The sequence below is a fragment of the Maribacter arcticus genome (assembly GCF_900167935.1).
Lineage (GTDB): Bacteria > Bacteroidota > Bacteroidia > Flavobacteriales > Flavobacteriaceae > Maribacter > Maribacter arcticus.
The window spans coordinates 1-25,914 of the sequence record NZ_FUYL01000008.1 but is presented as its reverse complement, the minus strand read 5'-3'; the positions used below and the strand labels follow the sequence as shown (position 1 = coordinate 25,914).

Here is a 25,914-nt window from a genome sequence, read left to right as displayed (position 1 = left end):
TTAAACCACATGAATAACCAACTTAAATGAAAAACCGGCTTCTCTCATTCATCATTTTATTATCACTTATTTTTTACGGCATTGTAGGTTATCATTTTCTAACAGGGTGGCATCCTATGGTAATGATGTTCATTGGTATTATTATAGGTGTATTAATTAATCTGGCCGTTTACGGACTCTTAAATCTACTCGTAAAAGGGTCTCATAAAATTCCTTTAAAATATATCACTGCCATTTGCAGTGGTATTATTGGTTTTATCATTTTAAAAATATTTGGATTTGGTTGGCCAACGCTCTTCTATAGTGCAGTTGTTGCGCTGGGTATCTTATTTTGTATTTCACTGTATTTGTTTCAACGGAAGAAAACATTTTTATCTACCCTGTTTTTTGGGTTAATGCTAATCGGTGTCGGCTATATTCTATTTGTATTGGCTACACCTGGTTCTGACCCTTTTGATAAGGAGGTTCCTATGGCTTTTTTAGAAGAGGGTGATTTTCCACCATCCGAAGTATTATTTGAAAACCCTGCTGCTATTGGGTCTTTCAAAGTAAAAACATTCACTTATGGTAGTGGTACCGATGAGCAACGAAAGGAATTTGCTACCGGTGTTACCTATACAACCAATTCTGTAAACGGTAAATGGCTTATCCCTGATTGGAAGGATAAAAAGAAAAAATGGCGTGAACGCTATTGGGGATTCGGTGCTGAAAACTTCCCTTTAAATGGTCGGGTTTATATGCCAGAAGGTGAAGGGCCTTTTCCACTAACACTCATCGTACATGGTAATCATAGCATGATTGATTATTCTGATGATGGGTATGGCTATTTGGGCAATCTTTTGGCCAGTAGAGGAATTATTGCTGTATCTGTAGATGAGAATTTCTTAAATGCACATTGGTCTGGTGATTTTATGGGTAAGGAAATGCCTGCTAGAGCTTGGTTGCTCTTAAAACACCTTGAACAGTGGAATAACTGGAATTCAGAAATAGATCATGAACTGGCAGGTAAAATTGATATGGATAATATCATGTTGGTGGGTCATTCTAGAGGTGGAGAAGCCGTATCTATTGCTGCAGCATATAATAAGTTGCCATATTTTCCTGATGAGGCAAAAGAGAAATTCAATTTTAATTATAACATAAAAAGTGTGGTGGCACTTGCGCCAACCGATTATCGGTATAATCGCCAAATCATATTAAAGGATATCAATTTTTTAAGCATTCAAGGTTCGTATGATTCTGATGAAGTCAGCTTTTGGGGTATGCGACCGTATCGTAGAATGCAATTTACCGATTCCATTACTAGTTTTAAATCTGGCGTATATATTCACCATGCGAATCACGGGCAGTTTAACTCCACTTGGGGTAATGCAGATTTCGGCGCTCCATCTAAATGGTTGTTGAATCTTGACCCTTTACTTGAAGAAGAGCAACAGCAAGAAACCGCCAAAGTCTTTATAAGTGCTTTTGCAGAAGCAACGCTTAAGAATAAGCAAGAGTATAATGTTATTTTCAAGAATGTGGCTGTTGCAAAACAATGGTTGCCTATTGAACATTATTTAACGCATTTCGAGTCTTCTGACTTACAAACGATAGCTGATTTTGAGGAAGATTTAAATATTACTACAGCTTCTGATAGTACTACGTTACAAGCAACGGATTTAGCATTATGGAAAGAACAGATTTTACCAACTCGTGATAAGAAGAGTCAAGAGAATAGCGGAGTTATCTTAGGTTGGGATTATGAAAATTCGAAAAGCTCAGCTAAGAAAGGGGTTTATGAGGTTACCTTGTCTACGGCTGCCACATCTCTATTTGCAGCAAAATCAAGCTTGCAAATTACTCTGGGTGCAGGAAATCATGAGTGGTTAGCTATAAACCTGACGGAAGAAGAAATAGAAAAGAAAAAGGATGATGAAGAACGTGAAGTTCCGCAATTAGATTTTACTATTCAGTTGACCGATAAGCTTGGCCAAACAGTGGCTATAAAAGTGAGTGATGTAAAAGGGATTCCTAAGCCGTTAAAAACACGCTTTACAAAATTCAAATTTTTAGACAAAGAAATGATTGGCGACGATTGGGAAATACAACTACAGACCTACCATTTCCCCTTACATATATTTACTACAAAAAATGGCAAATTTAATATGGAGCAGTTAAAGAGTCTGAAATTCATATTCGACCAAACTGATTATGGGGTTGTCGTAGTTGATGAGATTGGGGTTAGTGGATTATAGTTGTTCGTTGATGGTCGATGGTTGTTCGTTATTCGTTGTTGAAAATTAAACGAAATGTCATCCTGAGCTTGCCTTGCCGTGGAAGGCATAGTTGAAGGGAAAAGAACTCGCGAAGGTCTTTGACTGCGAACTGATACTGGAAACTGATACTGTGAACTGATATTGATACTGAGAACTGAAAAAGGATAACATCAATTCGCCAGATTGCTTAGTCGTAAAAAACTTCTTGCAAAGACGTTCAATATTAAATCTACGAACCGCTCTCGGAAACATGATAATTGCTTATTGTTAATTGCTAACTGAAAATTGTTTCCCGTACTTTGTACTAAATACAAACAACCATCTCGTTGACTGACAACAAAACTCTCCTCGTAATAGCTCTTGTGTGGCCAGAACCTGCCTCCACGGCTGCTGGTGTACGTATGCTGCAGTTATTAGATGTATTTCAAAAGCAAGGATATTCTATTACCATTGCTTCTGCAGCGTCTAAATCGGAGTTTTCTTTTGATTTTCATTCCTTAGGATATAAGATGGAGGATATTAAAATGAACGATAGTTCTTTTGATGTGTTTGTAAAAGATTTGAATCCTAGTGTAGTGCTGTTCGATAGATTTTTGACCGAAGAACAATTTGGATGGCGTGTTGCAGAACACTCCTCTGATGCCATACGAATTTTAGATACCGAAGATTTACATTCGCTTCGACATGTACGTGAACATTGTTTTAAAAAGGGGATTGAATTCACAACTGATGCTTGGTTACAAGATGATAAAACCAAGCGGGAAATAGCTAGTATTTATCGATGCGACCTTTCTTTGATTATCTCTAGCTTTGAATTTGATTTATTGACCGAAGTTATAAAAATAGATAAAAGTCTACTTTTGTTACTTCCTTTTATGGTAAATGAAATTACCCAAGAAACGAATTGGAAACTATTTGAGAACCGAAACGATTTTATATTCATTGGTGGCGGAAAACATGCTCCCAATATAGATGCTATAAAGGTGTTAAAAACTACCATTTGGCCTTTAATTCATTCTCTAGTACCAGAAGCCAAATTGAATATTTACGGAGCGTATTTACCTCAACAAGTACTAGAAATGCATAACCTAAAAGAGGGATTCTTAGTAAAGGGCAGGGCAGAAGATGCTGACGAGGTCATGAAATCAGCGAAAGTGTGTTTAGCACCTTTACGTTTTGGTGCCGGTATTAAAGGTAAATTATTATCTGCGATGCAAAACGGAACACCTAGTGTTACTACAACCATTGGTGCAGAAGGTATGCACGGTATTCTAGATTGGAACGGTTATATTGAAAATGACCATACTGCATTTGTTGAAGCTGCAGTTAGACTATATACTGTTGAAGATACTTGGTCTGAAGCTCAAGAGCAAGGAAAAACCCTGATTAATACCTTGTATACTAAAACTAGTTTAGCCCATATTTTAGAGCAAAAACTGGAACAGCTTCAAAAGGAGTTGCCCAAGCACCGTATACAAAATTTTATAGGTTCTTTATTACAGCACCAAACCATTACGGCTACTAAGTTCATGGGGAAATGGATTGAAGAAAAAAATAGGGGGTAGTTGGTTCGTTATCGGTTCGGCTAAGCGTAGTGCGGAAGTAAGGAAACTTTTCGTTTCCGTCTGGTCTGCTAGCCATAGCTTTTTGTTTTGTTTTTATCTTTTTCATTTTAAAAGCCAAATCCAAAAGATTTGGCGGACTTGGTAAATAAACCCAAGCCATAAAATTTACCACTTACCGCCCTATTTGCTATAGGTATTGTTAGGCAACGTATTTATTTTTCCACTAAATTTTGAGGATACATTTTGCTTATTTCAGAAAGTTGTTGGTCGGATAGCTCGTCTAAATTTTTGTTGTACTTGTTCTTTGAGAAATTCTCTCTCAAATTTTGTATTTCGTAAACAATAGCATTTTGAACTTTGATGTAAGTCCCATACTTTGTTTCTCTGTCCGCTTTCAAAAGAATAATTGATTCTGACTTATTTTTTTCTTCATATGATCTAACTTTTTTCTTGAGTCCTGCTTCATTCACTTTTTTGTTATCAACATAGACTAAATCATTGCCATCTATCTCTATTCTAAGAGCATTTTTTAAATCAATATTTTCATTGTCACCAATGCTATTTTCAGATAATTGTTCATCTAAACCAGCATCGGTATCAATATAACTGAAGATTAGAAATGTTCTTAACTTATAGTAGTCTAGTTCGAAATCTTCTAGGGTTAAAACATCTAATATTTGTTTTGTTACTGATGATACTCGAGAACTATTCGGATTATCAGGACTAAAAATATTTTCAAATCGTCTTAATTTTGATAAGTTGTAAGATGCTGAATCTGCAAATGTTTTTAGCTGACATCGTTCAATTTTTTCTAAGTCCGGTTGATTGATATTCCTGATTTCAATAATGAAAAATTTAGAAGGTTCTTTTTCAATTTCACTTTTTTTAGATATTTTTTCAAGTATACTTCTATAACTTCTAGCGGAATTGTCCTGTAATATTCCTTCTTTTATCAGAAGAGATTGATAATCTGAAATTAAGGTTTTTAATTCCGCTCCACCGTCTGCGTAAGATTGGAAAGTACAATCCATTAGTTTAGTTTCAATCCGTTCAGTTTGGGCAGAACAAGACAGAGCTAGGAATACGGACGAAATGAATAAAAGAATAATAGTTTTCATATGTTGCCTAACGGCGAGCTAAGAGGAGTTTCAATTCCTTTTAGCGGATGATAACGAAGTTCGTTGTTTCAAAATTTTCAGTCAAGTACTTTCTAATGTCTTTTGTTAGAAGTTATTAACTTACAACGACCTTTGGCTAAACTTAAAACTAAGTTATTAATTTTATGCCTTGTTCTTCACCGGCTTTTTTGTTTTAGGCATTAGTTTTTGCTCTAGTATTAGCCAAGCATAATTTAAAAAGACAGACCACCCACTTAAATTAGGGTTAGGCTTTTTTCCTTGCCCTATTCGTTTTATCTGTGCTTCATACCAAATGATATTCATTGCACTATCAATTGCTTTTACGCCTGTCTTTTTTATGTTTGTTATAAAATTCAATCGACTTTCGTTACATATTTCGTTCGCTATATTAGGGAATACGGCAAAAGGTCTTGCAATACCAATAATATCTAATTGATTAGAAGCAACTGCATCTCGCATCACCGAAACAGTACGAAATCCCCCGGTTAACATTAAAGGAGTTGTTGTTATTTTTCTCACTTTTTCAATATAATCGATAAAATAAGCTTCTCTTTTTATGGTGCTCTCTTTGCGTTTTCCCATCATTGCAGGGGCTTCATAGGTTCCTCCTGATATTTCTATTAAATCTATTCCTTCCTTTGAAAGTATTTTGACCACTTCCATAGATTCTTCTTCTGAAAATCCGCCTTTTTGAAAGTCTGTAGAGTTTAATTTAATTCCGATAGGAAAATCACTTCCTACGCGTTCTCTAATTTTCCGATACACTTCAACAACAAACCTAGATCTATTCTCTAAGGTACCTCCCCATTTATCTTCTCTACTATTTGTATAAGGTGATAAAAATTGACTAACCAAATAGCCGTGTGCACCATGAATCTGTACTCCTGAAAAGCCAGCTTCCTTTAATATAATGGCTGTATGGGCAAAAGCTTCAATGATTTCTAAAATTTCATTTTCATTTAAAAGCTGAGGTACTTTTTTAGTAGCATTTTTTCTACCTCCAGTTTTTAGAGGCACAGCAGAAGGAGCTTTTAAACTACTATTAATTTGTTCCATAGCTTGTCTGCCAGGATGGTTTATCTGAGCCCATAATTGCGTGTTGGTACCTTTTACACTTTCAGCCCATTCTTTTAGAGTTTCTATATTTTTTCGATTTTCAACTACTACATTTCTTGGCTCACCAATAGCATTTGAATCAATCATAATGTTTCCGGTAATCAATAATCCTGCACCACTTTTAGACCAGACTTTGTATGCATTTATTAAAACAGGTGTTGGCTCATGATGTTTGTTTGATAAATTTTCACTCATTGCTGATTTAGCAATCCTATTACTTAGTAGTACTCCATTTGGCAAAATCATTTCTTCTTGTAATACATTCATGAGATTAGCAATAAAAGTGTTTTAAATAAAATTCAATTTAGCATAGTAAAATCTAATTCACCATTAGCTTGTGGTTAATGGTGAATTATGAGGAGTTTTAATGCTTTGGCAAGCTAAGCAATAGATTCTTTTAGCAGATGATAACGAAGTTCGTTTTTTCCAAAAGTGAAAGCAAATACGTACAACGAAGTTTGCAAGAAGTTATTAACGTAGAACCATATTTTAATTCACCGCTTATTTCATTTTCAGCAGGAAACTATTAGCATAACTTGATAAAAGGAATTTTCGGTTCAACGCCATCGAATTTTTTAAAACCAAGTTAGTAGGTAAAAAAAAAATCGCCTATGACATCTGGGGTAATAGGGTTAAAATAGCTTTTCGGATTGAAAATATGTCGAAATCAGGAAAAATCATTACCTCCCAAAGCACCTATGACTTTGTAAAATCAGAATTTGTTTGCGAATATCGCGGTGAAATTTATGCCAAGAATCGTGGTAACTTGAATATGTATTTTGGAAATGGAGTAAAAACTATAAATCCGAAAATAGCTTCGGTAATAATATAGATACTTTCGGACAATAATTGTTCATCTTCGTCCTAGGTGTTGATTCAAGTGCCCTTAATTTAATTAGATTGATGTATTAGAAAAACTAGTATTAACCCATAAAATTTTAAGTTATGCCTTCAACAACAGATGCGCTAATTGTATTGTATGTCAATACTACAGATATTATTCAATACTCTAATTCTCAAAAACCGCAAGTACTTAGCTGTGTTTATCTTGCAGACAATCAAGGGGATATAGACCCAGCAGATAAAACAGAATTTACTACTAAACTCAGCGGAAATTCTCAAATTGCCTGGGTAGGAGCTGTTATGAATATGGCAGTAGATCTATTGGATTATGTTCTCATCAATGATATAACCAATATTTCTGGTGGGATACCTATTCAAAAAAGACCTAAACAAAATGGTTCTGGAGACACCCACATAGATGCCTTTATTACTGGGAATAAGCCACCTTCTGGCTCTATAACTTCTTATACACTTAATTTTTCTGTATTTGTAGGTGGACAGGAACATGTTTATTCCATTGATCCACAACTCAAAATGCGATAATATATAACAATGAATTTGATTTCTCTTAAAGAGAAAGGCTATATACTTATGGCCTTCTTTTGTTTTACCATAAATTTCGCTGTTTGTCAAAATCAGAAGTTAGCAGATAGCCTAATCGCGGAATATAAATCCGGAACTAATCGAGATAATGAACTTGATATTCTAGCGAAGATAGTACAGGAAGAGACAAATCCGGATCAAATAATTACATTTTCCGAGTTGTTAATATCAAAAGCTTTAAGAGATTCGTCACACCATTATCTCTATCATGGGTACCTACAAAAAGGCAATGCACTTAAATTTAAAGGTGACAATGCGGAGGCATTACAGTCTTATTTTAAAAGTTTAAATTTTGCAAATCGCAACAAGGATAAAATAGGAATAGGCTCCCTGATGATTTCAATCGCAGGTACATATACTGTCATGGGGAATTCTAAAAATGCACAAAACTACTTCAATAAAGGGATTCAATTACTAAGAAAATCAAACGATTCCATTAAAATTGCCACCGCACTATTGAATGCCGGTGATGATTATTTTAATAATGGTGCAATAGACTCGGCCCTTAATTATACAGAAGAGGCAAGAATTATATTCGAAAAAATAAATTATCCAATTGGTCAAGCTTATGGAATGGGTAACCTAGGGATGATTTATGCAGAACGAGGAAATGATGTTCTAGCAGAAAAGAATATAAACGAGGCAATCGTAATTCTTGAAGAATTACAGGATTATTACCCGATTTCGGTCTACCTCACCTACATGTCCGATATTTATTTTAGAAAGAACGACCATGAAACCGCATTTGGTTATGCACATAGAAGTTTAGATTTGGCAAATATTTATGACCTTAAGGAGCAAATAAGTGAAGCTCATCTAAAACTTTCTGCTTTATATGAAGCAATAGGTGATCTGGTAACATCATACAAACACTATAAAGAGCATATTGCATATAGGGATACTCTCATTAATATTGAAAGTGTTAAGCAAATGGCCGACCAGCGAACCAATTATGAGGTTTCACAAAAACAAATAGAGGTAGATCTAGCGGAACAAAGAGAGAAAAACCAAAGAATTATCGCCATTGCGGCCGCCATATCACTATTTTTAATTGGCTTATTGGCCTTTGGTTTATTTCGACGAAATGCATTCATTCGCAAAACAAAAGCGATTATCGAGAAAGAACGGGATCGTTCGGATCATTTATTGCTCAATATTCTACCCGAGGAAACTGCTCGGGAACTAAAGGAACATGGTACGGTGAAAGCTAAAAAACACGATGCGGTTACGGTCTTGTTTACCGACTTTAAGGGCTTTACCAGTTATTCGGAAATGCTCTCACCTGAGGCTTTGGTCGAAACGGTAGGCTTCTACTTTTCTAAGTTCGATGCCATTATAGAAAAACATGGCCTGGAAAAAATAAAGACTATCGGCGATGCCTATATGTGTGCAGGCGGTCTACATGGATCGGAAGAAAACCACCCACAGAAGATGGTCTTGGCCGCCACCGAAATAGCACAATTTGTATATGACACAAAACAGGATGTCAAGGCCAGTGACTTGAATTTTGATATCCGTATCGGCATTAATACAGGTCCGGTTGTAGCAGGGGTGGTCGGTACAAAAAAATTCGCTTATGACATCTGGGGTGATACGGTAAATGTTGCCTCACGCATGGAATCCATGTCAGAACCTGGGAAGATTAATATTTCCCAGAGTACTTATGAGCTTATAAAATCAGATTTTCATTGCGAATATCGGGGCGAAATAGAAGCCAAGAATAGGGGTAAAGTGAAGATGTACTTTGTGAACGGGATTAAAAAAGAGATATTAACACCAGTTTGATACAAGCCTGTTGTTCTTTATTTTTAAAGTGTTTTTAATTCATTTCTTAAAGACATAATTTATATTAAAAAGTCATCAGAATACATCTTTTGAAACAAGATAATGCTTTTATAAAACCAGTTCCATGGCGGCGATTTCCGCTCCATTTGATTTTTCTGATTCCAGACACATATATGGTCTATACATAATCTTCATGGTACCTATAACTAACCTGAGGAGTACTGGTGTATCATTAGGATTCCAAGTTTCCAATATAACAATTTAGAACAGTTTAATATCAATTGAAAGACGTCACTAACTTGAAGTTTAGAAATGTTATAACATAATTCCACCAGATGCCTCAATACGTTGACCATTAATCCAGCGAGCGTCTTCTGTACATAAAAAGGCTACAATTCCACCAATATCTTCGGGTTCACCAACACGACCTAGGGCAGTATTTTTACTAATTAAAGCACGTTTTTTATCATTCTCTTTATTTTCACCGCCACCGAAATCGGTTGCAACCGCACCAGGGGCAACAACATTGGCTCTTATTTTTCTATTGCTTAATTCTTTTGCCAGATACTTAGTAAAAACCTCTACAGCACCTTTCATACTAGCATAAGCTGACGAACCTGGCAATGTAAAACGCGCTAATCCAGAGGAAATATTGATGATTCCGCCACCATCAGATAATAATGGAACCGCCTGCTGACTTAGAAAATAAACACCTTTAATATGAATGTTCATCATTTCATCAAAATCATCTTCAGTTGTTTCTAAAAATGGTTTATAGATTCCTGTACCAGCATTATTTATTAAATAGTCAAATGTGTTTTTATTGTAAGCTTTAGAAAGGTAATCAGAAACCTTTTTGAAAAAGACTTCGAAACCGTTGGTGTCACTAGTATCTAATTGAAATGCTACCGCTTTTTGGCCAAGTTGTTCTATAGCCTGAACTACACCATTTGCGGCTTCTTTATTGGAGTGGTAAGTCAAAATAACGTCTAATCCTTTTTCGGCAATTCGTAGTGCCATATTTCTTCCTAATCCGCGACTACCACCAGTTACCAATGCAATTTTATTTGTTGACATACTCATTTTTATTTTAAAAATTATTAAGAAAATTTACGCAGTACTAAAGTATTAAAAACGTTAAGTCCTAAGCCCAGGGCTGTGTTATAATTAAATTAATATTAAGGAGGATACTTTAGGTTTGTGAGTCTCGCCTAAAAAGTTCAATTAAGTCGAAAATTAATTTACAAAAAACTACCCATATGAAACCGGCAATGAATCCGCCAGCAACATCCGATGGAAAATGTACTCCTAAATAAATTCGACTAATTCCAATACTTAAAATCAAAATCACCAAAACAATAATGAGTATAAACTTAGCTACCTTCTGAATCTTAAATTTAGTGACCAGAAATATTAAAAATCCGTAGAAAGCCATTGCACTCATAGCATGTCCGCTAGGGTAACTAAGAGTTTCAACAGAAACTAAGTGTTCAATACCTGGTCGTGCACGGTCAATAAATCGTTTTAACATCATATTTGAAATTGTTGCTAATGCGAGTACCAATGTTGCTTGGGCAACATATTTCCAACGTTTTGTAACGAATAGGGAAACTATAAGAAATAAAGCTAATACTATTAGATAACCATAAGTGTCACCAACATTGGTGACAAATTTAAAATAAGAAGTTAGCGTAGGTGAGCGATACGAAATTATATGATCGGTTATAGCCGTATCATAACTAGCCAAAAGCTCTGTTTTTAGGGTCTCCGTAAGTTCTATAAACAAATTTATACCTCCAACAACTACAACTAAAGCAATAATCATGGTAATTAAATAAGGTAATGTAGTGTTGTATTGATTTAATTTATCTGCCAAAAATTGGCGAATGGTTTTTATAAAAAAAGAAAGAATTTGTCTCATACTAAGGATACTAATTAAAGGCATAAACTTATATGAAATTAGATGAAAACACTATTTCATATGCATGGATAAATAACTCGTTTGAGTTAATGAATTTTGTTTTATGTTTTGCTTGATTAATCTGCATATTTGGTAAGCTGAGTTTTGAACCCTTATCTTTATACCACAATTGAATCGTTAGAAATTATGAAATCACCTAACTGGCAAACAGCCATTGAATTTGAAGATATAACCTATAAAAAATGCGATGGAGTTGCGCGTATTGCATTTAACAGACCAAACGTACGTAATGCATTTAGACCTCACACAACCAGTGAATTGATAAAGGCATTTTATGATGCACAAGAAGATACTTCTATCGGAGTTGTGTTGCTGTCAGCAGAGGGCCCTTCTACCAAAGACGGAATATGGTCTTTTTGTAGTGGCGGAGATCAAAAGGCTAGGGGAGAAAAAGGGTATGTTGGGCAAGATGGTCAGCATAGACTAAATATTTTAGAGGTTCAACGTATGATACGTTTTATGCCTAAGGTTGTTATTGCCGTAGTACCAGGATGGGCTGTAGGTGGCGGACATAGTCTTCATGTAGTTTGTGATATGACATTGGCCAGCAAAGAACACGCTATTTTTAAACAGACCGATGCAGATGTTACCAGTTTTGATGGTGGTTATGGTTCTGCGTATTTGGCTAAAATGGTAGGACAGAAAAAAGCACGTGAAATTTTCTTTTTAGGAAGAAACTACTCAGCACAAGATGCTTTCGAAATGGGAATGGTTAATGCTGTAATTCCACATGATGAATTGGAGGATACTGCCTTTCAGTGGGCACAAGAGGTTTTAGAGAAATCGCCTATCTCAATTAAAATGTTGAAGTTCTCAATGAACCTAACAGATGACGGCATGGTAGGGCAGCAGGTATTTGCTGGCGAGGCAACGCGATTAGCTTATATGACTGAAGAAGCCAAAGAGGGTAGAAATGCTTTTCTTGAAAAACGTAAACCAAACTTTGGTAAGGATAATTGGTTACCATAATTTGGTTGTCAGTTCGCCTCCGCTCAGTGGCCTTAATTTAGTATTTAGCCAATTGCTTTTAGCTGTTGGCTTTTTTTAAATAAAATTGAATACTGAAAACCGTATACTGGAAACTGGAATTTACCGAAACTAAAAAGAGTCCGATCAGTGAAGAACAGACTCTTTTACGAGAACACTATATGAAAATGAAAATTTTTTAATTCGTTTTTTATAACACTGTAAATATAGAAATGATCCTTAGTTTTTAGAAACTAATGTTGCCACACAAGAGAAATCTGTTGTGTAAAGGTGTAAAAGTGTGGTATTGTATAAAAAAGGTTAAAATTTCAACCCTTTTATCGAATAGCTGCGATTATTTCTTTCAATAGGGTATTAAATTGTTCGTCGGTCTGTTCTTCTAATCCCGTGCGAACAACTACTAATTCTTTAGACGGAATAATAAATACCCGTTGCCCTTGAAAACCATTTGCGGAGTATAGCTCATGTGAAATATCTGGGTATTTACCTTCTGCATTTAACCAAAAATGTGCGCCATAGGTTCCATCAGAGTTTTGTGTAGGCTTTGAAACATAGTCTGCCCAAGATTCAGAAAAGATTCGTTCTCCGTTCCAGTCTCCTTTGTTTAAATATAAAAGTCCAAACTTTGCCCAATCTCGCGTAGTTGCCCATCCATAAGATGATAATATATAGTTACCCGTTAAATCGGTTTCTAAAAGCATGGAATGCATTCCTATTTTATCAATCAATGTTTTATAAGGAAAATCTAAATATTCTTGATGGGCATTAAATTGTTCTCGCAGTATACCCGACAATAAATTGGTAGTACCAGAAGAATAGTTCCAAATTTCTGTCGGAGCTGCAATGACGTCTTTATTTCGTTGTGCCAAGGTCATGTCAGAATCCAAGAAAAGCATACGGGTAACATCAGAAATTTTAAAATAGTTTTCATCCCAGGCTAAGCCGCTTTGCATGCGTAGCAGATGGTCTATAGTTATATTCTGTTTAGGGCTTTTCATCCGTATTTCTTCTGAAAATGGTTTAAAATCTATCTTCATTTTACCTTGGTATTCCAAAATACCATAAAGGGTAGATAAAATGCTTTTAGTCATAGACCAACCAAGTATTTTAGTATCTTTTGAAAATCCACGTAAATAGCGTTCACCAATAATCTGATTTTTGTGCACTACTAGAAGGGTCCTAGTTTTTTGCTCAGAATCTTTAAAGGCATTTGAGAAAGCGACTTCTAACTTATCATAATCTACGTTTTCTAAAACGGTGTCCGTAACTCCGTTGTTACCATATGGGAAAGGCAAACTATCTTTTGTTACAAACCTATTGGGAATTAGTTCAAAATTATGTTTGGCAAACTCTTTATTGGTAAGCACAGCGCCTACACCTTCTTTGTACACTGCCGTTCTTGGCATGAATCCGTATACTGTGGCCGTAGCTGATTCATCTGCTTCAGAAACTGTACAGTCAGACAGATTCACTAATGGAATATCATTGTCATTCAAGGTAATATCTACAGGGTCTCTATCTGCAATAAATACGCTAGATACCATATTTTTAGAAGCAAACCCAGACATAAGATTTAACTTCGGATAGTTGAAATATGCGGCTGCAATAATACCGACCAAGGCAATACCTAGAAACAATTTAATTTTCCTCATTCGTAATGTGATTTTCTTTAATTTTTTTAAATGTAATGAGATTCGTTTTTAGAACGGGTTATGTCAATTAAATACCTGTAATGAGCTATAATTTCTCCCACGTTTTATCTGCGGTAAGTCTAAAACTGCCTACATGGTTAAAGTTACATTCTTGCGGTAAAATCAAGGACAGAAATGTACTTTCGTCTTTAGCTTTGTACAAATGATATTCCTTGCCTACAATAGGCTCAAAACTAAATTTGGCACTATACACTAAGTTATTGTACTCAAAATTGTCCATCAAATTTTTATACGATTTTTGAAGTGCTTCGTATTCAGCTTTAAATTGGTTGTTTGCACTTACAATGTGTGTGTTTTTCCATGAAGTAACATCTGGCGGAGTTATTTTTGGTGCAGATACTCCTGTTGCAAAAGGTGAAAGCTTCCCATGATACTCTTGGGTTTCTTCATTGAATACAACATTATCTGGTTTTTTTTCTTTTTTCATAGCAATGCAAATTTAAAGAAAAGCCTTCATTTATCACTTGCGAGGTTTTAATGGTATGGGTATCTTCCAATCTTATTACACAATAAGTAAATCATTATAATTTCGATGGATTTGAAAACAGCTTTTTATATTTATTTTTTGTTTCTATTTATTTCATGTACTACTGAAAATCGTCCAAGGGAAGTTGTTTTGTATGAAAATTATTGTGCTAGTTGTCATATAGCGCCTGATATACAAGATTTACCGAAAGATATTTGGAAAAACAGTGTACTCCCAGCCATGGCGGCTAGAATGGGTATTTTAACAGCGGAAAATCACCCCTATCATGATCTATCTTTTCCTGAACAGATGGCCATAATAAAAACGGGTATATTCCCTAGTAAACCTATTATTGAAGCAGATGACTGGGAGCTTTTAAAAAATTATATTATTGATTTGGCTCCCGATAGTATTGCCAACAATAATACTAGAATAAAAAGTTCATCTTTATCTCAGTTTAAAAGTAGTCCTATTTCTTTAGATAGTGCTGTTGGAAGTATATACACCTTTTTAAAAATCGATACTGCTAACAATACCATTTTAACAGGGACAAGAAAAGGGGAACTAGCATCTTTTAATTTGAAAACGAAAGAGAATAAACTTAAAGGGTATTTTAATCGTGCAATTACAGATGCCAAAATTGATGGTGATAGTATTTATGTTACAAGTATGGGCTTATTGGTGCCTTCGGAAATCCCATATGGAAAAATAATATTAAAGCATAATAATACCTCTGCATCAATAATGGATTCTCTACATCTACCAGTTCACACCCTTTATATAGATCTAGATAAAAATGGAACTGAAGAGATAATTGTAAGCGAATTTGGGAATTTACAAGGTAGGTTGACATTGCTCCAAAAAGATTCTTATGGTTTTTATAAAGAAAAATCTATTTTGAACATTCCTGGAACACTTAGGGTTATACCAAAAGATATGAATGCCGATGGTAAAGATGATTTAGTCGTATTAGCCGCACAAGGTGATGAAGCTGTCTATATTTTATACCAAAAAGAAAATTTGGAATTTACCGTTGAAAAAGTACTTAGGTTTAGTCCGTTATATGGTTCAAGTTGGTTTGAACTACTAGATTATAATGGTGATGGGTTTGATGATATAATTACAGTTAATGGTGACAATGCAGATGAATCATATATAAGCAAGCCTTATCATGGAATGCGTATTCATTTAAATGATGGCCAGAATAACTTTAAAGAAACTTATTTTTATCCATTAAATGGAGCAACTCGGGTAATCGCTAAAGATTTTGACCAGGACGGAGATTTGGATTTTGCTCTTTTGGCTACTTTTCCTGATTACGAAAATCACCCTGAATATAACTTTGTTTATTTAGAAAATTTAGATAGTAAGAATTATACATTTAGCCCAGAACATTTTGAAGACACTAAAATGGCTAGGTGGTTTTTAATAGATTCAGCAGATATTGATGGCGATGGAGACGAGGATATTGTTTTAAGTGCACTAACATATTCATTTACGCCTGTACCCAAAGAATTGGAAGAGGCATGGAGTGAAAGTTATACAGACCTTTTAATTTTAGAAAATAAACTACATTAGTAGGTATGATAAAAAGGATAATCATACTATTCATAAGCTTTACAGTAATTTGCTGTAAAGATAAAGGCTTAGAAGAAAAATATGATTGGGTTTCATTACAAGTAACTGCCACCGCCTATAATTCAATTCCTTATCAAACATCTTATGAACACCCAGCTATAACAGCTTGGGGAGATTCGATAAAGCCAGGTTTGAAATGGATTGCCGTATCTAGAGATTTATTGAACAAGGGCCTTGGTTATAATACCATGGTCAAAATTGATACTTTCGAGGGGGTATATCTCGTAAAGGATAAAATGCATTCTAGATGGAAAAACAGAATTGATATCTACATGGGAGAAAATGTCAAAAAGGCAAAAGAATGGGGCAGAAGAAAAGTGACTATTGAATACGCTATTTTAAAGGATAGTTTATAAACATTAATAAATGAGAATCATATCATATTATCTTTTGTTAACGATACTATTTGTTTCATGTACTACTACAAAAACAATTATAGAACATCCTATTACTTTTAATGATGAGCGGAAAATATTAACCTTAGAATATCTTGAAAATAGATATGGGTTAGATCAAGATACTCCTCAGATTGTTCCTAAAATGATTGTTTTGCATTGGACGGTCATACCTACTTTTGAAAAATCTTTCGAAGCATTCAATCCTGTTTCTTTACCAAATTGGAGGCCAGATATAAAAGATGTTAGTGGTTTAAATGTATCCTCTCAATTTTTAGTTGACCGTGACGGCACCATTTATAGACTTTTGCCTGAAACTACCATGGCACGTCATGTTATTGGTCTTAATCACTGCGCCATTGGTGTTGAAAATGTTGGCGGTACAGCCGATTTACCATTAACAAAGGCGCAATTGAAATCGAATATTTGGTTGGTAAGATATCTTAAGGATAAGTATGATATTGATTATTTAATTGGTCATTACGAGTATACTCTTTTTGAAAATCACCCTTTATGGTTAGAGAAAGATGCTGGCTACCGTACCAAAAAGACAGATCCAGGACCAGATTTTATGTTAGAAGTTAGAAAGGCCGTAAATAATTTAGATTTTAAAGAATTACCTAAAAATCCATCAGAAAATTAAATTACAACTAAAACAGAATAAGTCATGAAGCAAATAATGCTTGCTATAGTATGTTCATTCTCAATGATAGGAATGAGTCAATCAACAGATTTAACATCACAATTATATGACACCTACGAGAATTATAAAGAAACATCGATTGGTAAAAGGCGTATTAAGAGAGCTGATATACAACCTTTAATTGATAAATATGCTTCAAATGAAAAGTATAAAGTAGCCACTGTTGGTAAATCTATAGGAGGAAAAGATTTAAGCTTGATTAGTATTGGTTCAGGAAGAACAAATGTATTTCTGTGGTCGCAAATGCATGGAGATGAGCCTACAGCGACACAGGCTATTTTTGATATTCTAAATTTCTTTAATAGTTCAGATTTTAAGGTTGAAAAAGAGGCGATTTTAGCCAATTTAACGGTACATGTTCTTCCAATGTTAAATCCTGATGGGGCAGAGCTATTTCAACGTAGAAACTTATTAGGAATTGACATCAATAGAGATGCTTTACGACTTCAATCACCTGAGTCTAAAACCTTAAAAAGAGTTCGTGATAGTCTCGATGCTGATTTCGGATTCAATCTACATGATCAAAGTACCTACTATAACGCAGAACGTACCGAAAAGCCGGCAACGATATCGTATTTAGCACCTGCCTATAATTATGAAAAGGATATCAATGAAACTCGAGGTAATGCTATGAAAATCATAGTATTTATGAATGATATTCTTCAGAAATATGCTCCAGGTCAAGTTGGTCGATATAATGATGATTTCGAACCAAGAGCATTCGGAGATAATATTCAAAAATGGGGCACTAGCACAATACTTATTGAATCTGGTGGATATCCTGAAGATATTGAAAAACAAGAAATAAGGAAATTAAATTATACGTCTATTTTATCTGCAATCTACACCATCGCCAAAAAGTCTTACGAAACTATTTCTATTGCCGAATATGAAAAGATTCCTGAGAACGACAGAAAATTATTTGATTTAAAGATTATAGGTGCCAATTATAAGTTAATGGGCAATAATTACACTATTGATTTAGGAATAAATCAAGTTGAAGTAGACTATCCTGAACACAATACATTTTGGTACAGTAGTCGTATACTAGACCAAGGTGACCTTTCTACCTATTATGGGTATGAAATCTTAGATGCTTCGGCATATACCATTAAACAAGCTAGAGCGTATCCGAAGACGTTAAATACATTAGCAGAAGTAGGAGCATTAAATTTTAAAGATTTATTACAGCAAGGCTATGGCTTTGTGAGAATGACCACCATACCTGGTAATGTAATTAACTCTCCCTTTCCTATTCATTTAATAGGAGCTAAATATAAAATACCAGAGTTTAAATTAGAACCAGGACTTAACCCTACGTTCTTTTTAGAAAAGGATGGGAAGGTTGAATATGCTGTAATTAATGGCTTTTTGGTGGATTTGAAAACAGAATCCATTAAAGTGCCAAACGGTATGATTTATAAGTAAAAGCTATAAAAATATAGAGCATAAAAAAGGGGAAGCATTTGCTTCCCCTTTTAATTTTAGAATCGAGATTCTTATAAATTATCTTCTGCATCTAAAAGTGCAAAGAATTTATCCAAGTTCGGTAGGATAATAATTTTTGTTCTTCTGTTCATTGCCATGTTCTCTTTAGAGTCGTTCTCTACTAAAGGTAAATAACTACTTCTACCTGAGGCAATTAATTGAGAAGGATCAACACCATATTCTTTCTGTAATTTACGAACAATAGAAGTTGCACGCTTTACACTTAAATCCCAGTTATCAGTAACCATAGGTGTGTTGATAGTTCTAGAATCTGTATGACCCTCTACCATAACTTCCATGCTTGGCTCAGACTTGATAACTTCAGATAATTTCTTCAAAATGTTATTTGCCTTGCTGCTTACATTGTAGCTAGCTGTATTGAATAATAATTCATCAGAAATATTAATCATAACCACCGTTTTATCAATACTTACATCAATATCTTGACCTTCTTCAGATATAGATTGCTTCAATTTGTATGATACAGCTAAATTCATTGAATCTTGCAACGTTTTAGCTCCGGCTAATTTAGTTGGATCAACATTCTTCAATGTATTTCTCATTTTAGCTTTTGTGTTGTTACTCATTACGGCAACATCATCAACGCTAGTGAACTGACTATCGTTCATTTCTTTTAATGAGTTGATTTTAGAATTGTATTCTTCAACACGAGCTTCAATTTTTGTCATTTGAGCTTGTAATTCTTCTTTTTCAACTTGTGTCTTTTGAAGTGAACTCTGTGTTTGAGATAAGTTATCTTCTAATGCTACATATTTCTTTTTAGAAACACATGAAGTAAGAACTGCTACTGATAATAAAGTAACTAAGGATAATCTTTTCATTTTATACTTTTTAAATTAATATTAGTGTAATCGGTTTTATATACGGGAAAGATCGATAAACGGACGTTTCAAATATTAACCAACGAGCCTAAGAATTAGGATTATAGTTCACAACAAAATGATAATCAATTAGTTATTTACCAAATAGTAAGGCAAAAAAAAAGAAGCGTAAAAACGCTTCTTTCTATATTTTAAAAGTGAATTGGTTATTCACATCCACCTGTGAATCCACTAGCATTAAACTTGGTTTGTACTGCACCTTGTCTAGAACCTGTATTCACTTCGATAGCCAAGTTGTTTTCACCACTACCATCACGTTTAGGACTACAGTATTCGAATAAGTAATAACTGTTTGCTCTTTCCGATACTTTTTCAGAGATATCTCTAAAAGTTCTTTCTAATTCATCTTTGTTTTGAGCAAATACACTGGCTGTTTTACCTATTGCAGTTAATACTTGCGTATCAATTTCAGCACCTAAACCGATACTAAAGAACGAAATATTTGCATTAGCTTCTTTTACCTTCTTTAAGGCCGCATCTTCAGTGTAACGTGAAGCTTGATCTGTACCATCTGTAAAGATTACAACTGAAGCAGCACCAATTTTTCCGCCAGCTGTTGACTTTTTCACTAAATCTGAAGCAATATCGGTAGACTTAATAACTGCGCCATATAAATCGGTAGATGGGTCATTACTAATAGTATCAGTAATACCGTCAATTGCTGCTACTAATTCTGATTTCGACGGGGTCAATTCATTCAATAAATGTAAATTATCTTCACCATCGAACCAGTAAATAGCCATCTTAACAGATTCTTGAGAGGTGCTTGGCATTACAGCATTAATAAAACTGGTAGATGCAAGCTTCAATTCTTCTAAGCTACTACTAAGTACACTGTTACTTAAATCTAGTACTAATAGGGTGTTATTAGAAAAAATTTGCGAATTCGGTGAAATACGAGCCGAAGATTCTGAAGTTGAAATTGTCTTAAAACAATCATCATTTCTTCCTTGTTCGTAAATAGTAAATTGATTAGCGGTTAAGCCTGGTACGGGATTTCCGCTTGTATCAGAAACTCTAAAGAATACAGATACTTTGCCGGGTAAAGTTGTAAACTGCTCTTGTATAGATAAAACTAGGTCACCTTGTTCTAAGCCTAAGCAATCATCTACTTCCTGACCTTTTCCTAGTCCGTCACCAATGTTCAAATCTAGATTTACATCATCATCTGCATTACCACAAGAAACAAGTAGCGTCAGTACAAAAAACACACTGAAGGTCTTTAAAAAATTTATCATATACATTAATTATAGGTTCAACTAGCAGAACGGACAAAGTTTATTTAAATTATAGGGATTAAAAAAATAAATGTTAAAGATTGTTAAAGCAAATGTTTCACAGGTGCTGAAACTTCCAAAAGCGTTATATTTCCGTAGGTTTACATGATAATTGTAATTACTATTTGTAGGCCCAAACCGAGACTATTATATTAAATAATTTAAGTAAAAGCATCTCTCATTGAACGAAAATCTACATATAGTGGTGCTTATAATGGCAGCTGGAGCGTCTAGACGTATGAAGGGCATCAAACAATTACTACCCTGGAAAAATTCCAACTTTCTATTAGAAACCATTAGAACTGTTAAAGAAAGTAATGCTGATAGTGTCTATGTAGTTCTTGGTGCAAACGCTGAAACTATTATGTCTGAGTGTAACTTACAAGAAAAAGACACAACGGTTTTCTTAAACCCAAATTGGTCGCTAGGCCTTGGAAATAGTATCGCTTTTGGCGTCAAAAAACTGATAGAAAGCAGTTCTTTACCAGATGGTATTTTAATCTGTCTTGCTGATCAACCTTTGTTGAGTACAACTTATTTAGATTCACTAATTAGTAATTTCAAAAAGGATTCATCTAAAATTATTGCTACTAACTATAAGAATAGGCTTGGAGTACCAGCATTGTTCCCGAAATTACTTTATCCTAAGTTAGTACTGTTAGAGGGTGATCAAGGTGCAAAAGAACTTTTAAACGTCAGTTACGATGAGATGGTTCAGTTAGACCCTGGCTTACAATCAATAGATATAGACACAAAACTAGAATACAATCAATTAATTCAAGAAACCAACTTCCAAAATGAAAACTGATATGACAAAAAACATGGCGTTACTAATAATGATGGTACTTATAATTTTTACTGCAACGCCTGTATTGGCACAAGAAATGGGTTTTGAAGAATATAATCCTACTTCTACACTAGTAGTACCTGGCAAAGAAATAACTAAAGCGAAGTTTCCTTTTATAGATGTTCATAGTCACCAAAGAGATATGTCGGTCGAAGCCCTAAATGGTTTGGTTGCTGATATGGATGTTATGAACGAGGCCATAATGGTCAACTTAAGTGGTGGTTCAGGAGAAAGTATAAAAGAAAAAATAAGCAACATAAATAAAAGTTATCCAAATAGATTTGCAGTGTTTGCCAATGTAGATTTTGAAGGTGCTAAAGATGTAGAATGGGGTGAAAAAGCTGCTGCGCAATTAGAAGATGATATAAAAAATGGAGCAAAGGGATTAAAGATTTATAAAAGTCTAGGCCTTAGAAATAAGGATTCGGATGGAAAACGATTAGCTATCGACGACCCGAGATTAGACCCTATATGGGCAAAATGTGCTGAAATGGGCGTGCCAGTATTAATTCATGCAGCCGACCCTAAATCTTTTTGGGATGATATGAATTCTGATAATGAGCGTTGGTTAGAGCTAAAGACCCACCCACGTAGAAAACGATCTGCTACAGACCCAGCACCATTTGAACAGATTATACAAGAGCAGCACAATGTTTTTAAAAAGCATCCTAATACAAAATTCATAAATGCTCATATGGGATGGCACGCAAATAACCTTAAAAAACTAGGGGAGTTATTAGATGAAATGCCTAATATGAATGTAGGTATATCTGCAGTTATAGCAGAATTGGGTAGACAACCTCAGAATGCTAGGGCTTTCTTTATTAAATATCAAGATAGAGTACTTTTTGGAAAGGATAGTTGGAAACCAGAAGAGTTTCCTACCTATTTTAGAGTTTTAGAAAGTAATGATGAGTATTTTCCTTACTATAAAAAATATCATGCATTTTGGTCTATGTACGGACTAAATCTGCCTGACGACGTGTTGAAAAAATTATATTATCAAAATGCTTTGAAACTTATACCTGGTTTAGATACGTCGCTCTTTAAAAGCTAGAACTATACTGTTCTAAGTACAACATGTTCCTCAACGACCGGAATATCTTTAATATCTTGAAAAATACCGCATGATACTTGTTTTTTAGCAAGTGCTGGGGTATTTTTTCTTTTAGTCAATGCCTCAATCTCTTTATTTAAAAATTGCATATTAAAATATTTTTTAATCAAACGAATATAAATACTTCATGTTGTACTAGTTATGTTTTATTTGCTGTAAGTTAAAAAGTATTAGCCAAAAGTGTGACAAAATTGAATAGACTTATACTAATGGATAAACGAGTAGATTATATATGTCAAAAGAAACAGTCTTTACTGATTTAATTCGTGAACACCAAGCACTGTTGTACAAAGTAACTTCTGTTTATACTGATAGCAAGCTGGATCAAGAAGACTTATTTCAAGAAGTGGTCTATCAACTCTGGAAATACTTCGATTCTTTTCGGCAAGATTCAAAAATCACTACTTGGATGTATCGTGTGGCGATGAATACAGCAATAACCCACTTGAAAAAGAAAAAGAGAAGACCTGATGTACAGCCCATTGCAGAGGTACTAATAAAACAAAGCGATGCTAAAGATGAAGTTTATGAAGAACGTCTGCGGCTTCTTTATAAACATTTACAGCATTTAAACACCTTAGACAAAGGATTGATTTTTCTGGTACTAGAAGGAAAAAATTATAATGAAATTGCCCAAATAACAGGATTACAAGCTAGTAATGTAGGAACACGTATTTCAAGAATAAAAAAGAAATTAAAAACTAACATGACTAATTCTTAAAACATGGAAATAGAAGAATTACAAGCTGCATGGTTACAAATGAGTAAAGATTTGAACCAGCAAAAGAAATTAACGAATGATATAATATTGAATATGACCCAAGAAAAATATCAAAACAAATTTAGGAATGTAACTACTTACGAAACTGTTGGTGCATTTATTTGTTTTTGTATTGCCCTACTTTTAATAGTAAAGTTTGGGAAATTAGACACGTGGTATTTAAAAGCTTGCGGTATCTTTTCCTTAAGCTACCTTATTGTATTGCCCATTTTAGTTTTAAAAGCATTGAAAGAAATAAAGACATTAGATATATCGAAAAATTCTTATAAAGCCAATCTGAGCCATTACGTAAAAGCAAAAAATAGGCTTTTAAGACTTCAACAAATTGGTATGGGGGTTGGTATATTAGGTATGTTCTTTATTGTACCTGTATTTTCAAAAATTAGTTCAAATAAAAATATTTTTGAGATAGGCTTAAAAACAGAACAAGTAGTTCTTTTAGCCCTTACAATATTGATAACCATTGTTTTCTGCGTTTGGGCATATAAAGGGTATCAAAGATTGACACTGTCGGCAGAAGAATTATTAAAGGATTTGGTATAATGATAGTGCTATTCGGTCAGTTTCTTTTGAATATAGTTCAATATTAACATCCAATTCATTTTTAATAGGAGGGAAGCTGTAGGTACATTATCATCTGCAATAGCTGCAATTATTGAATCATGCTGATTGTCTGATTTGTTATAGAATGAATCATCATTTGTAAAGGCTTTTTCGTAAAAGAAAATACGGGTTTTTAAATCATTCAATATTTGTAATGCCAAATCATTCTCATAGCCTTTGGTTAGTAATCTATGAAATTCTAAATCAGCCTGAATTCTTGAAATCGCATCTTGGGCATTTTCGAAGACCTCCTGTTGATTTCGAAGTTTTACGATGTCTTCATCATTAAATTCAGAGTTCTCAATGGCCATGACTTCAAGATTAGCGACCAAACCATATAAATCCTCCGCTTCTTTCACGTCTAATTCAGCAATGATAAAACCTCTATTGGGTACAGCCTTAATTATGTGTGCTTGTTGTAATTGTGTCAATGCTTCTCGAATAGGGGTGACACTTACATTTAAATCCCTTGAAAGAGCTGCCAAATTAATCGTTTTACCGGTATTTAATTTCCCGGTAATCATTTCAGATAATAGATAATCCCGTACTTGGTCCCTAAGATTTATTTTTATAATCATACTTTAATATAGTATATCGTATACGATATAACCCAAATAATATCAGAATATTATTTGTCCAGCTCATTTGTTCTCGAAAAATACACCCCATTCTTTATATTTTTAATACTAAAAGGGGGTTATTTAACGTTTGTACGTTTTAAACCCAAATACAAAACACCATGAAAATTGTAACACACACATTTAAAAAACTTTGTTTTCTGGCAACAGGACTTTTTTTAGTATATAGTTGTAGTAATGATGCAGAAAAAGATGAAGATGTTGAATTAACACAAACTGAGCTACACGCTATTTTAGAAACTGAGGATGTATCAGGTGTAGTAGATACAGCACTTTATGAATTATTTATGAATAGCGGTGCTACTGGTAAATTTAATTCTAGTAATGAGTGTTATAGTGCCATATATTCCGATTCAGGTTATACAGCAACGTTTAATAATTGTGTTTTGAATGGAACAGAAAATGTAAATGGCACCTTAACTGTTAGCTATAATCTTGAAAGCGAGGCAAGTTCCTTTACAGCAATGTATACTGATTTTTATGTTGGTAGTATAAAAATTAATGGTACCAAATCTTATGTGGTAACAGCCAATTCTAATAATAGCTCAATTTCATTCGAAACAACAAGTAATTTGACACTAACTATGGAAGAGGGGTCAACTATATCTGAGAATGGAACAAAAAGCTTTACGCTAACCTTCGGCGATTCTCTTGAGACTACTACTTTTAGTATTGATGGTGATTGGGTAGTAGATATTGATGGAAGTACTTATACTGTAGCAGTGAACTCAGTATTGGAAGGTAATTTCGCTTGTAGCTATTTAAATGTTGGTTCTATGACCGTCGCAAAAAATGGCCTATCTATAATTGTTGATTTTGGAGATGGCACTTGTGATGATATAGCTACAGTAATTTATCCTAATGGAAAAGTAGAAGAAATAAGCCTTAGAGATTAAATAATAATAATTTTTTAGATTAAAGCATAAATAAAAAAGGGTAAGATTTCATCAATCTTATCCTTTTTTAATTCCCATATTAATGGGTATGGTTTCTAGAGGATGCCCATTGTACTCGCTTACTATTTTTAAAACTTGAAAAGAATGAATTTCTTCTTGTCTCTGTCGGTGTAT

25 protein-coding genes are annotated in these 25,914 nt (G+C 34.3%); 15 read left to right on the top strand and 10 right to left on the bottom strand.

The genetic code is table 11. The features are described from left to right. Positions 1-26: 26 nt before the first annotated feature. Both B5X55_RS12730 and B5X55_RS12725 read left to right on the top strand, forming a co-directional pair. Entirely contained in the window at positions 27-2,237 is a 2,211-nt protein-coding gene (locus tag B5X55_RS12730; RefSeq protein WP_143814496.1) for a hypothetical protein, read from the top strand. A gap of 347 nt (positions 2,238-2,584) precedes the next feature. Beyond that, on the top strand, positions 2,585-3,823 hold the full coding sequence (locus B5X55_RS12725; RefSeq protein WP_234999732.1) for a glycosyltransferase: 1,239 nt from the start codon (positions 2,585-2,587) through the stop codon (positions 3,821-3,823). 212 nt (positions 3,824-4,035) lie between these two features. Here B5X55_RS12725 and B5X55_RS12720 read toward each other — a convergent pair whose 3' ends face one another. Continuing rightward, positions 4,036-4,854 (bottom strand): ExbD/TolR family protein, encoded by an 819-nt coding sequence (locus B5X55_RS12720; RefSeq protein WP_159447546.1) that lies wholly within the window; start codon positions 4,852-4,854, stop codon positions 4,036-4,038. A 249-nt stretch (positions 4,855-5,103) separates the two neighbouring features. Further along, positions 5,104-6,345 carry an NADH:flavin oxidoreductase/NADH oxidase family protein gene (locus B5X55_RS12715; protein WP_079513015.1) on the bottom strand — a complete coding sequence of 414 codons (1,242 nt, stop codon included), beginning with the start codon at positions 6,343-6,345 and terminating at the stop codon, positions 5,104-5,106. A gap of 298 nt (positions 6,346-6,643) precedes the next feature. On the opposite strand from B5X55_RS12715, the gene B5X55_RS12710 reads away from it, so the two are divergent. From B5X55_RS12710 to B5X55_RS12700, 3 genes are all read left to right on the top strand, one after another. After that, complete coding sequence (locus tag B5X55_RS12710; protein ID WP_079513014.1) at positions 6,644-6,910, top strand: adenylate/guanylate cyclase domain-containing protein; 267 nt, start codon at positions 6,644-6,646, stop codon at positions 6,908-6,910. A 113-nt stretch (positions 6,911-7,023) separates the two neighbouring features. Then, a complete protein-coding gene (locus B5X55_RS12705) occupies positions 7,024-7,464 on the top strand; it encodes a hypothetical protein (protein ID WP_079513013.1) in 441 nt (146 codons plus the stop codon). A gap of 9 nt (positions 7,465-7,473) precedes the next feature. Then, the gene (locus tag B5X55_RS12700; RefSeq protein ID WP_079513012.1) at positions 7,474-9,309 is read left to right on the top strand and encodes an adenylate/guanylate cyclase domain-containing protein; all 1,836 of its coding nucleotides are present in this window, start codon (positions 7,474-7,476) and stop codon (positions 9,307-9,309) included. A gap of 315 nt (positions 9,310-9,624) precedes the next feature. Here B5X55_RS12700 and B5X55_RS12695 read toward each other — a convergent pair whose 3' ends face one another. Both B5X55_RS12695 and B5X55_RS12690 read right to left on the bottom strand, forming a co-directional pair. Then, entirely contained in the window at positions 9,625-10,386 is a 762-nt protein-coding gene (locus B5X55_RS12695; protein WP_079513011.1) for an SDR family oxidoreductase, read from the bottom strand. Positions 10,387-10,501: 115 nt separating this feature from the next. Beyond that, a complete protein-coding gene (locus B5X55_RS12690; protein WP_079513010.1) occupies positions 10,502-11,230 on the bottom strand; it encodes a phosphatase PAP2 family protein in 729 nt (242 codons plus the stop codon). A 186-nt stretch (positions 11,231-11,416) separates the two neighbouring features. Between B5X55_RS12690 and B5X55_RS12685 the strand changes: the two genes are divergently transcribed. Next, entirely contained in the window at positions 11,417-12,259 is an 843-nt protein-coding gene (locus tag B5X55_RS12685; RefSeq protein ID WP_079513208.1) for a 1,4-dihydroxy-2-naphthoyl-CoA synthase, read from the top strand. Between the two features lie 335 nt (positions 12,260-12,594). On the opposite strand, the gene B5X55_RS12680 is transcribed toward B5X55_RS12685, so the two are convergent. After that, entirely contained in the window at positions 12,595-13,929 is a 1,335-nt protein-coding gene (locus B5X55_RS12680; protein WP_079513009.1) for a serine hydrolase domain-containing protein, read from the bottom strand. 85 nt (positions 13,930-14,014) lie between these two features. Beyond that, entirely contained in the window at positions 14,015-14,416 is a 402-nt protein-coding gene (locus B5X55_RS12675; protein ID WP_079513008.1) for a DUF2452 domain-containing protein, read from the bottom strand. A gap of 105 nt (positions 14,417-14,521) precedes the next feature. Here B5X55_RS12675 and B5X55_RS12670 point away from each other — a divergent pair, with 105 nt between their 5' ends. The 4 genes from B5X55_RS12670 to B5X55_RS12655 are packed head-to-tail and all read left to right on the top strand — an operon-like array spanning position 14,522 to position 18,619. Next, positions 14,522-16,033, top strand: coding sequence for an FG-GAP-like repeat-containing protein (locus tag B5X55_RS12670; RefSeq protein WP_079513007.1), 1,512 nt, complete (start codon positions 14,522-14,524; stop codon positions 16,031-16,033). A gap of 5 nt (positions 16,034-16,038) precedes the next feature. Then, entirely contained in the window at positions 16,039-16,449 is a 411-nt protein-coding gene (locus tag B5X55_RS12665; RefSeq protein ID WP_200811614.1) for a 3D domain-containing protein, read from the top strand. A 10-nt stretch (positions 16,450-16,459) separates the two neighbouring features. After that, positions 16,460-17,131, top strand: coding sequence for an N-acetylmuramoyl-L-alanine amidase (locus B5X55_RS12660; RefSeq protein ID WP_079513006.1), 672 nt, complete (start codon positions 16,460-16,462; stop codon positions 17,129-17,131). A 24-nt stretch (positions 17,132-17,155) separates the two neighbouring features. Next, complete coding sequence (locus tag B5X55_RS12655) at positions 17,156-18,619, top strand: M14 family metallopeptidase (RefSeq protein ID WP_079513005.1); 1,464 nt, start codon at positions 17,156-17,158, stop codon at positions 18,617-18,619. A gap of 71 nt (positions 18,620-18,690) precedes the next feature. Here B5X55_RS12655 and B5X55_RS12650 read toward each other — a convergent pair whose 3' ends face one another. Together B5X55_RS12650 and B5X55_RS12645 are read right to left on the bottom strand one after the other, a co-directional pair. Continuing rightward, a complete protein-coding gene (locus tag B5X55_RS12650) occupies positions 18,691-19,521 on the bottom strand; it encodes an OmpA/MotB family protein (RefSeq protein ID WP_079513004.1) in 831 nt (276 codons plus the stop codon). Positions 19,522-19,727: 206 nt separating this feature from the next. Beyond that, positions 19,728-20,819, bottom strand: a complete 1,092-nt coding sequence (locus B5X55_RS12645; protein WP_200811613.1) for a vWA domain-containing protein — start codon at positions 20,817-20,819, stop codon at positions 19,728-19,730. 220 nt (positions 20,820-21,039) lie between these two features. Here B5X55_RS12645 and B5X55_RS12640 point away from each other — a divergent pair, with 220 nt between their 5' ends. Next, positions 21,040-21,666, top strand: coding sequence for a nucleotidyltransferase family protein (locus B5X55_RS12640; protein ID WP_143814495.1), 627 nt, complete (start codon positions 21,040-21,042; stop codon positions 21,664-21,666). A 13-nt stretch (positions 21,667-21,679) separates the two neighbouring features. After that, positions 21,680-22,762 (top strand): amidohydrolase family protein, encoded by a 1,083-nt coding sequence (locus tag B5X55_RS12635; RefSeq protein ID WP_143814494.1) that lies wholly within the window; start codon positions 21,680-21,682, stop codon positions 22,760-22,762. Positions 22,763-22,764: 2 nt separating this feature from the next. On the opposite strand, the gene B5X55_RS18880 is transcribed toward B5X55_RS12635, so the two are convergent. After that, the gene (locus B5X55_RS18880; RefSeq protein WP_200811612.1) at positions 22,765-22,911 is read right to left on the bottom strand and encodes a hypothetical protein; all 147 of its coding nucleotides are present in this window, start codon (positions 22,909-22,911) and stop codon (positions 22,765-22,767) included. A gap of 143 nt (positions 22,912-23,054) precedes the next feature. Between B5X55_RS18880 and B5X55_RS12630 the strand changes: the two genes are divergently transcribed. Further along, positions 23,055-23,543 (top strand): RNA polymerase sigma factor, encoded by a 489-nt coding sequence (locus tag B5X55_RS12630; protein WP_079513001.1) that lies wholly within the window; start codon positions 23,055-23,057, stop codon positions 23,541-23,543. Between the two features lie 3 nt (positions 23,544-23,546). Then, a complete protein-coding gene (locus B5X55_RS12625; RefSeq protein WP_079513000.1) occupies positions 23,547-24,146 on the top strand; it encodes a hypothetical protein in 600 nt (199 codons plus the stop codon). A gap of 8 nt (positions 24,147-24,154) precedes the next feature. On the opposite strand, the gene B5X55_RS12620 is transcribed toward B5X55_RS12625, so the two are convergent. Continuing rightward, complete coding sequence (locus B5X55_RS12620) at positions 24,155-24,784, bottom strand: GntR family transcriptional regulator (RefSeq protein ID WP_079512999.1); 630 nt, start codon at positions 24,782-24,784, stop codon at positions 24,155-24,157. 161 nt (positions 24,785-24,945) lie between these two features. Between B5X55_RS12620 and B5X55_RS12615 the strand changes: the two genes are divergently transcribed. Further along, complete coding sequence (locus B5X55_RS12615; RefSeq protein WP_079512998.1) at positions 24,946-25,740, top strand: hypothetical protein; 795 nt, start codon at positions 24,946-24,948, stop codon at positions 25,738-25,740. Positions 25,741-25,914 lie beyond the last annotated feature (174 nt).

Excerpts from the sequence above, each read along its gene's own strand:
- B5X55_RS12615 (WP_079512998.1), top strand. The coding sequence starts at position 24,946 with ATGAAAATTGTAACACACACATTTAAAAAACTTTGTTTTCTGGCAACA.
- B5X55_RS12690 (WP_079513010.1), bottom strand. The coding sequence starts at position 11,230 with ATGAGACAAATTCTTTCTTTTTTTATAAAAACCATTCGCCAATTTTTG.
- B5X55_RS12685 (WP_079513208.1), top strand. The coding sequence starts at position 11,417 with ATGAAATCACCTAACTGGCAAACAGCCATTGAATTTGAAGATATAACC.
- B5X55_RS12720 (WP_159447546.1), bottom strand. The coding sequence starts at position 4,854 with ATGGATTGTACTTTCCAATCTTACGCAGACGGTGGAGCGGAATTAAAA.
- B5X55_RS12630 (WP_079513001.1), top strand. The coding sequence starts at position 23,055 with ATGTCAAAAGAAACAGTCTTTACTGATTTAATTCGTGAACACCAAGCA.
- B5X55_RS12670 (WP_079513007.1), top strand. The coding sequence starts at position 14,522 with ATGGATTTGAAAACAGCTTTTTATATTTATTTTTTGTTTCTATTTATT.
- B5X55_RS12620 (WP_079512999.1), bottom strand. The coding sequence starts at position 24,784 with ATGATTATAAAAATAAATCTTAGGGACCAAGTACGGGATTATCTATTA.
- B5X55_RS12660 (WP_079513006.1), top strand. The coding sequence starts at position 16,460 with ATGAGAATCATATCATATTATCTTTTGTTAACGATACTATTTGTTTCA.
- B5X55_RS12665 (WP_200811614.1), top strand. The coding sequence starts at position 16,039 with ATGATAAAAAGGATAATCATACTATTCATAAGCTTTACAGTAATTTGC.
- B5X55_RS12645 (WP_200811613.1), bottom strand. The coding sequence starts at position 20,819 with ATGATAAATTTTTTAAAGACCTTCAGTGTGTTTTTTGTACTGACGCTA.
- B5X55_RS12715 (WP_079513015.1), bottom strand. The coding sequence starts at position 6,345 with ATGAATGTATTACAAGAAGAAATGATTTTGCCAAATGGAGTACTACTA.
- B5X55_RS12680 (WP_079513009.1), bottom strand. The coding sequence starts at position 13,929 with ATGAGGAAAATTAAATTGTTTCTAGGTATTGCCTTGGTCGGTATTATT.
- B5X55_RS12650 (WP_079513004.1), bottom strand. The coding sequence starts at position 19,521 with ATGAAAAGATTATCCTTAGTTACTTTATTATCAGTAGCAGTTCTTACT.
- B5X55_RS12705 (WP_079513013.1), top strand. The coding sequence starts at position 7,024 with ATGCCTTCAACAACAGATGCGCTAATTGTATTGTATGTCAATACTACA.
- B5X55_RS12655 (WP_079513005.1), top strand. The coding sequence starts at position 17,156 with ATGAAGCAAATAATGCTTGCTATAGTATGTTCATTCTCAATGATAGGA.
- B5X55_RS12625 (WP_079513000.1), top strand. The coding sequence starts at position 23,547 with ATGGAAATAGAAGAATTACAAGCTGCATGGTTACAAATGAGTAAAGAT.
- B5X55_RS12635 (WP_143814494.1), top strand. The coding sequence starts at position 21,680 with ATGGCGTTACTAATAATGATGGTACTTATAATTTTTACTGCAACGCCT.
- B5X55_RS12730 (WP_143814496.1), top strand. The coding sequence starts at position 27 with ATGAAAAACCGGCTTCTCTCATTCATCATTTTATTATCACTTATTTTT.
- B5X55_RS18880 (WP_200811612.1), bottom strand. The coding sequence starts at position 22,911 with ATGCAATTTTTAAATAAAGAGATTGAGGCATTGACTAAAAGAAAAAAT.
- B5X55_RS12675 (WP_079513008.1), bottom strand. The coding sequence starts at position 14,416 with ATGAAAAAAGAAAAAAAACCAGATAATGTTGTATTCAATGAAGAAACC.
- B5X55_RS12700 (WP_079513012.1), top strand. The coding sequence starts at position 7,474 with ATGAATTTGATTTCTCTTAAAGAGAAAGGCTATATACTTATGGCCTTC.
- B5X55_RS12695 (WP_079513011.1), bottom strand. The coding sequence starts at position 10,386 with ATGTCAACAAATAAAATTGCATTGGTAACTGGTGGTAGTCGCGGATTA.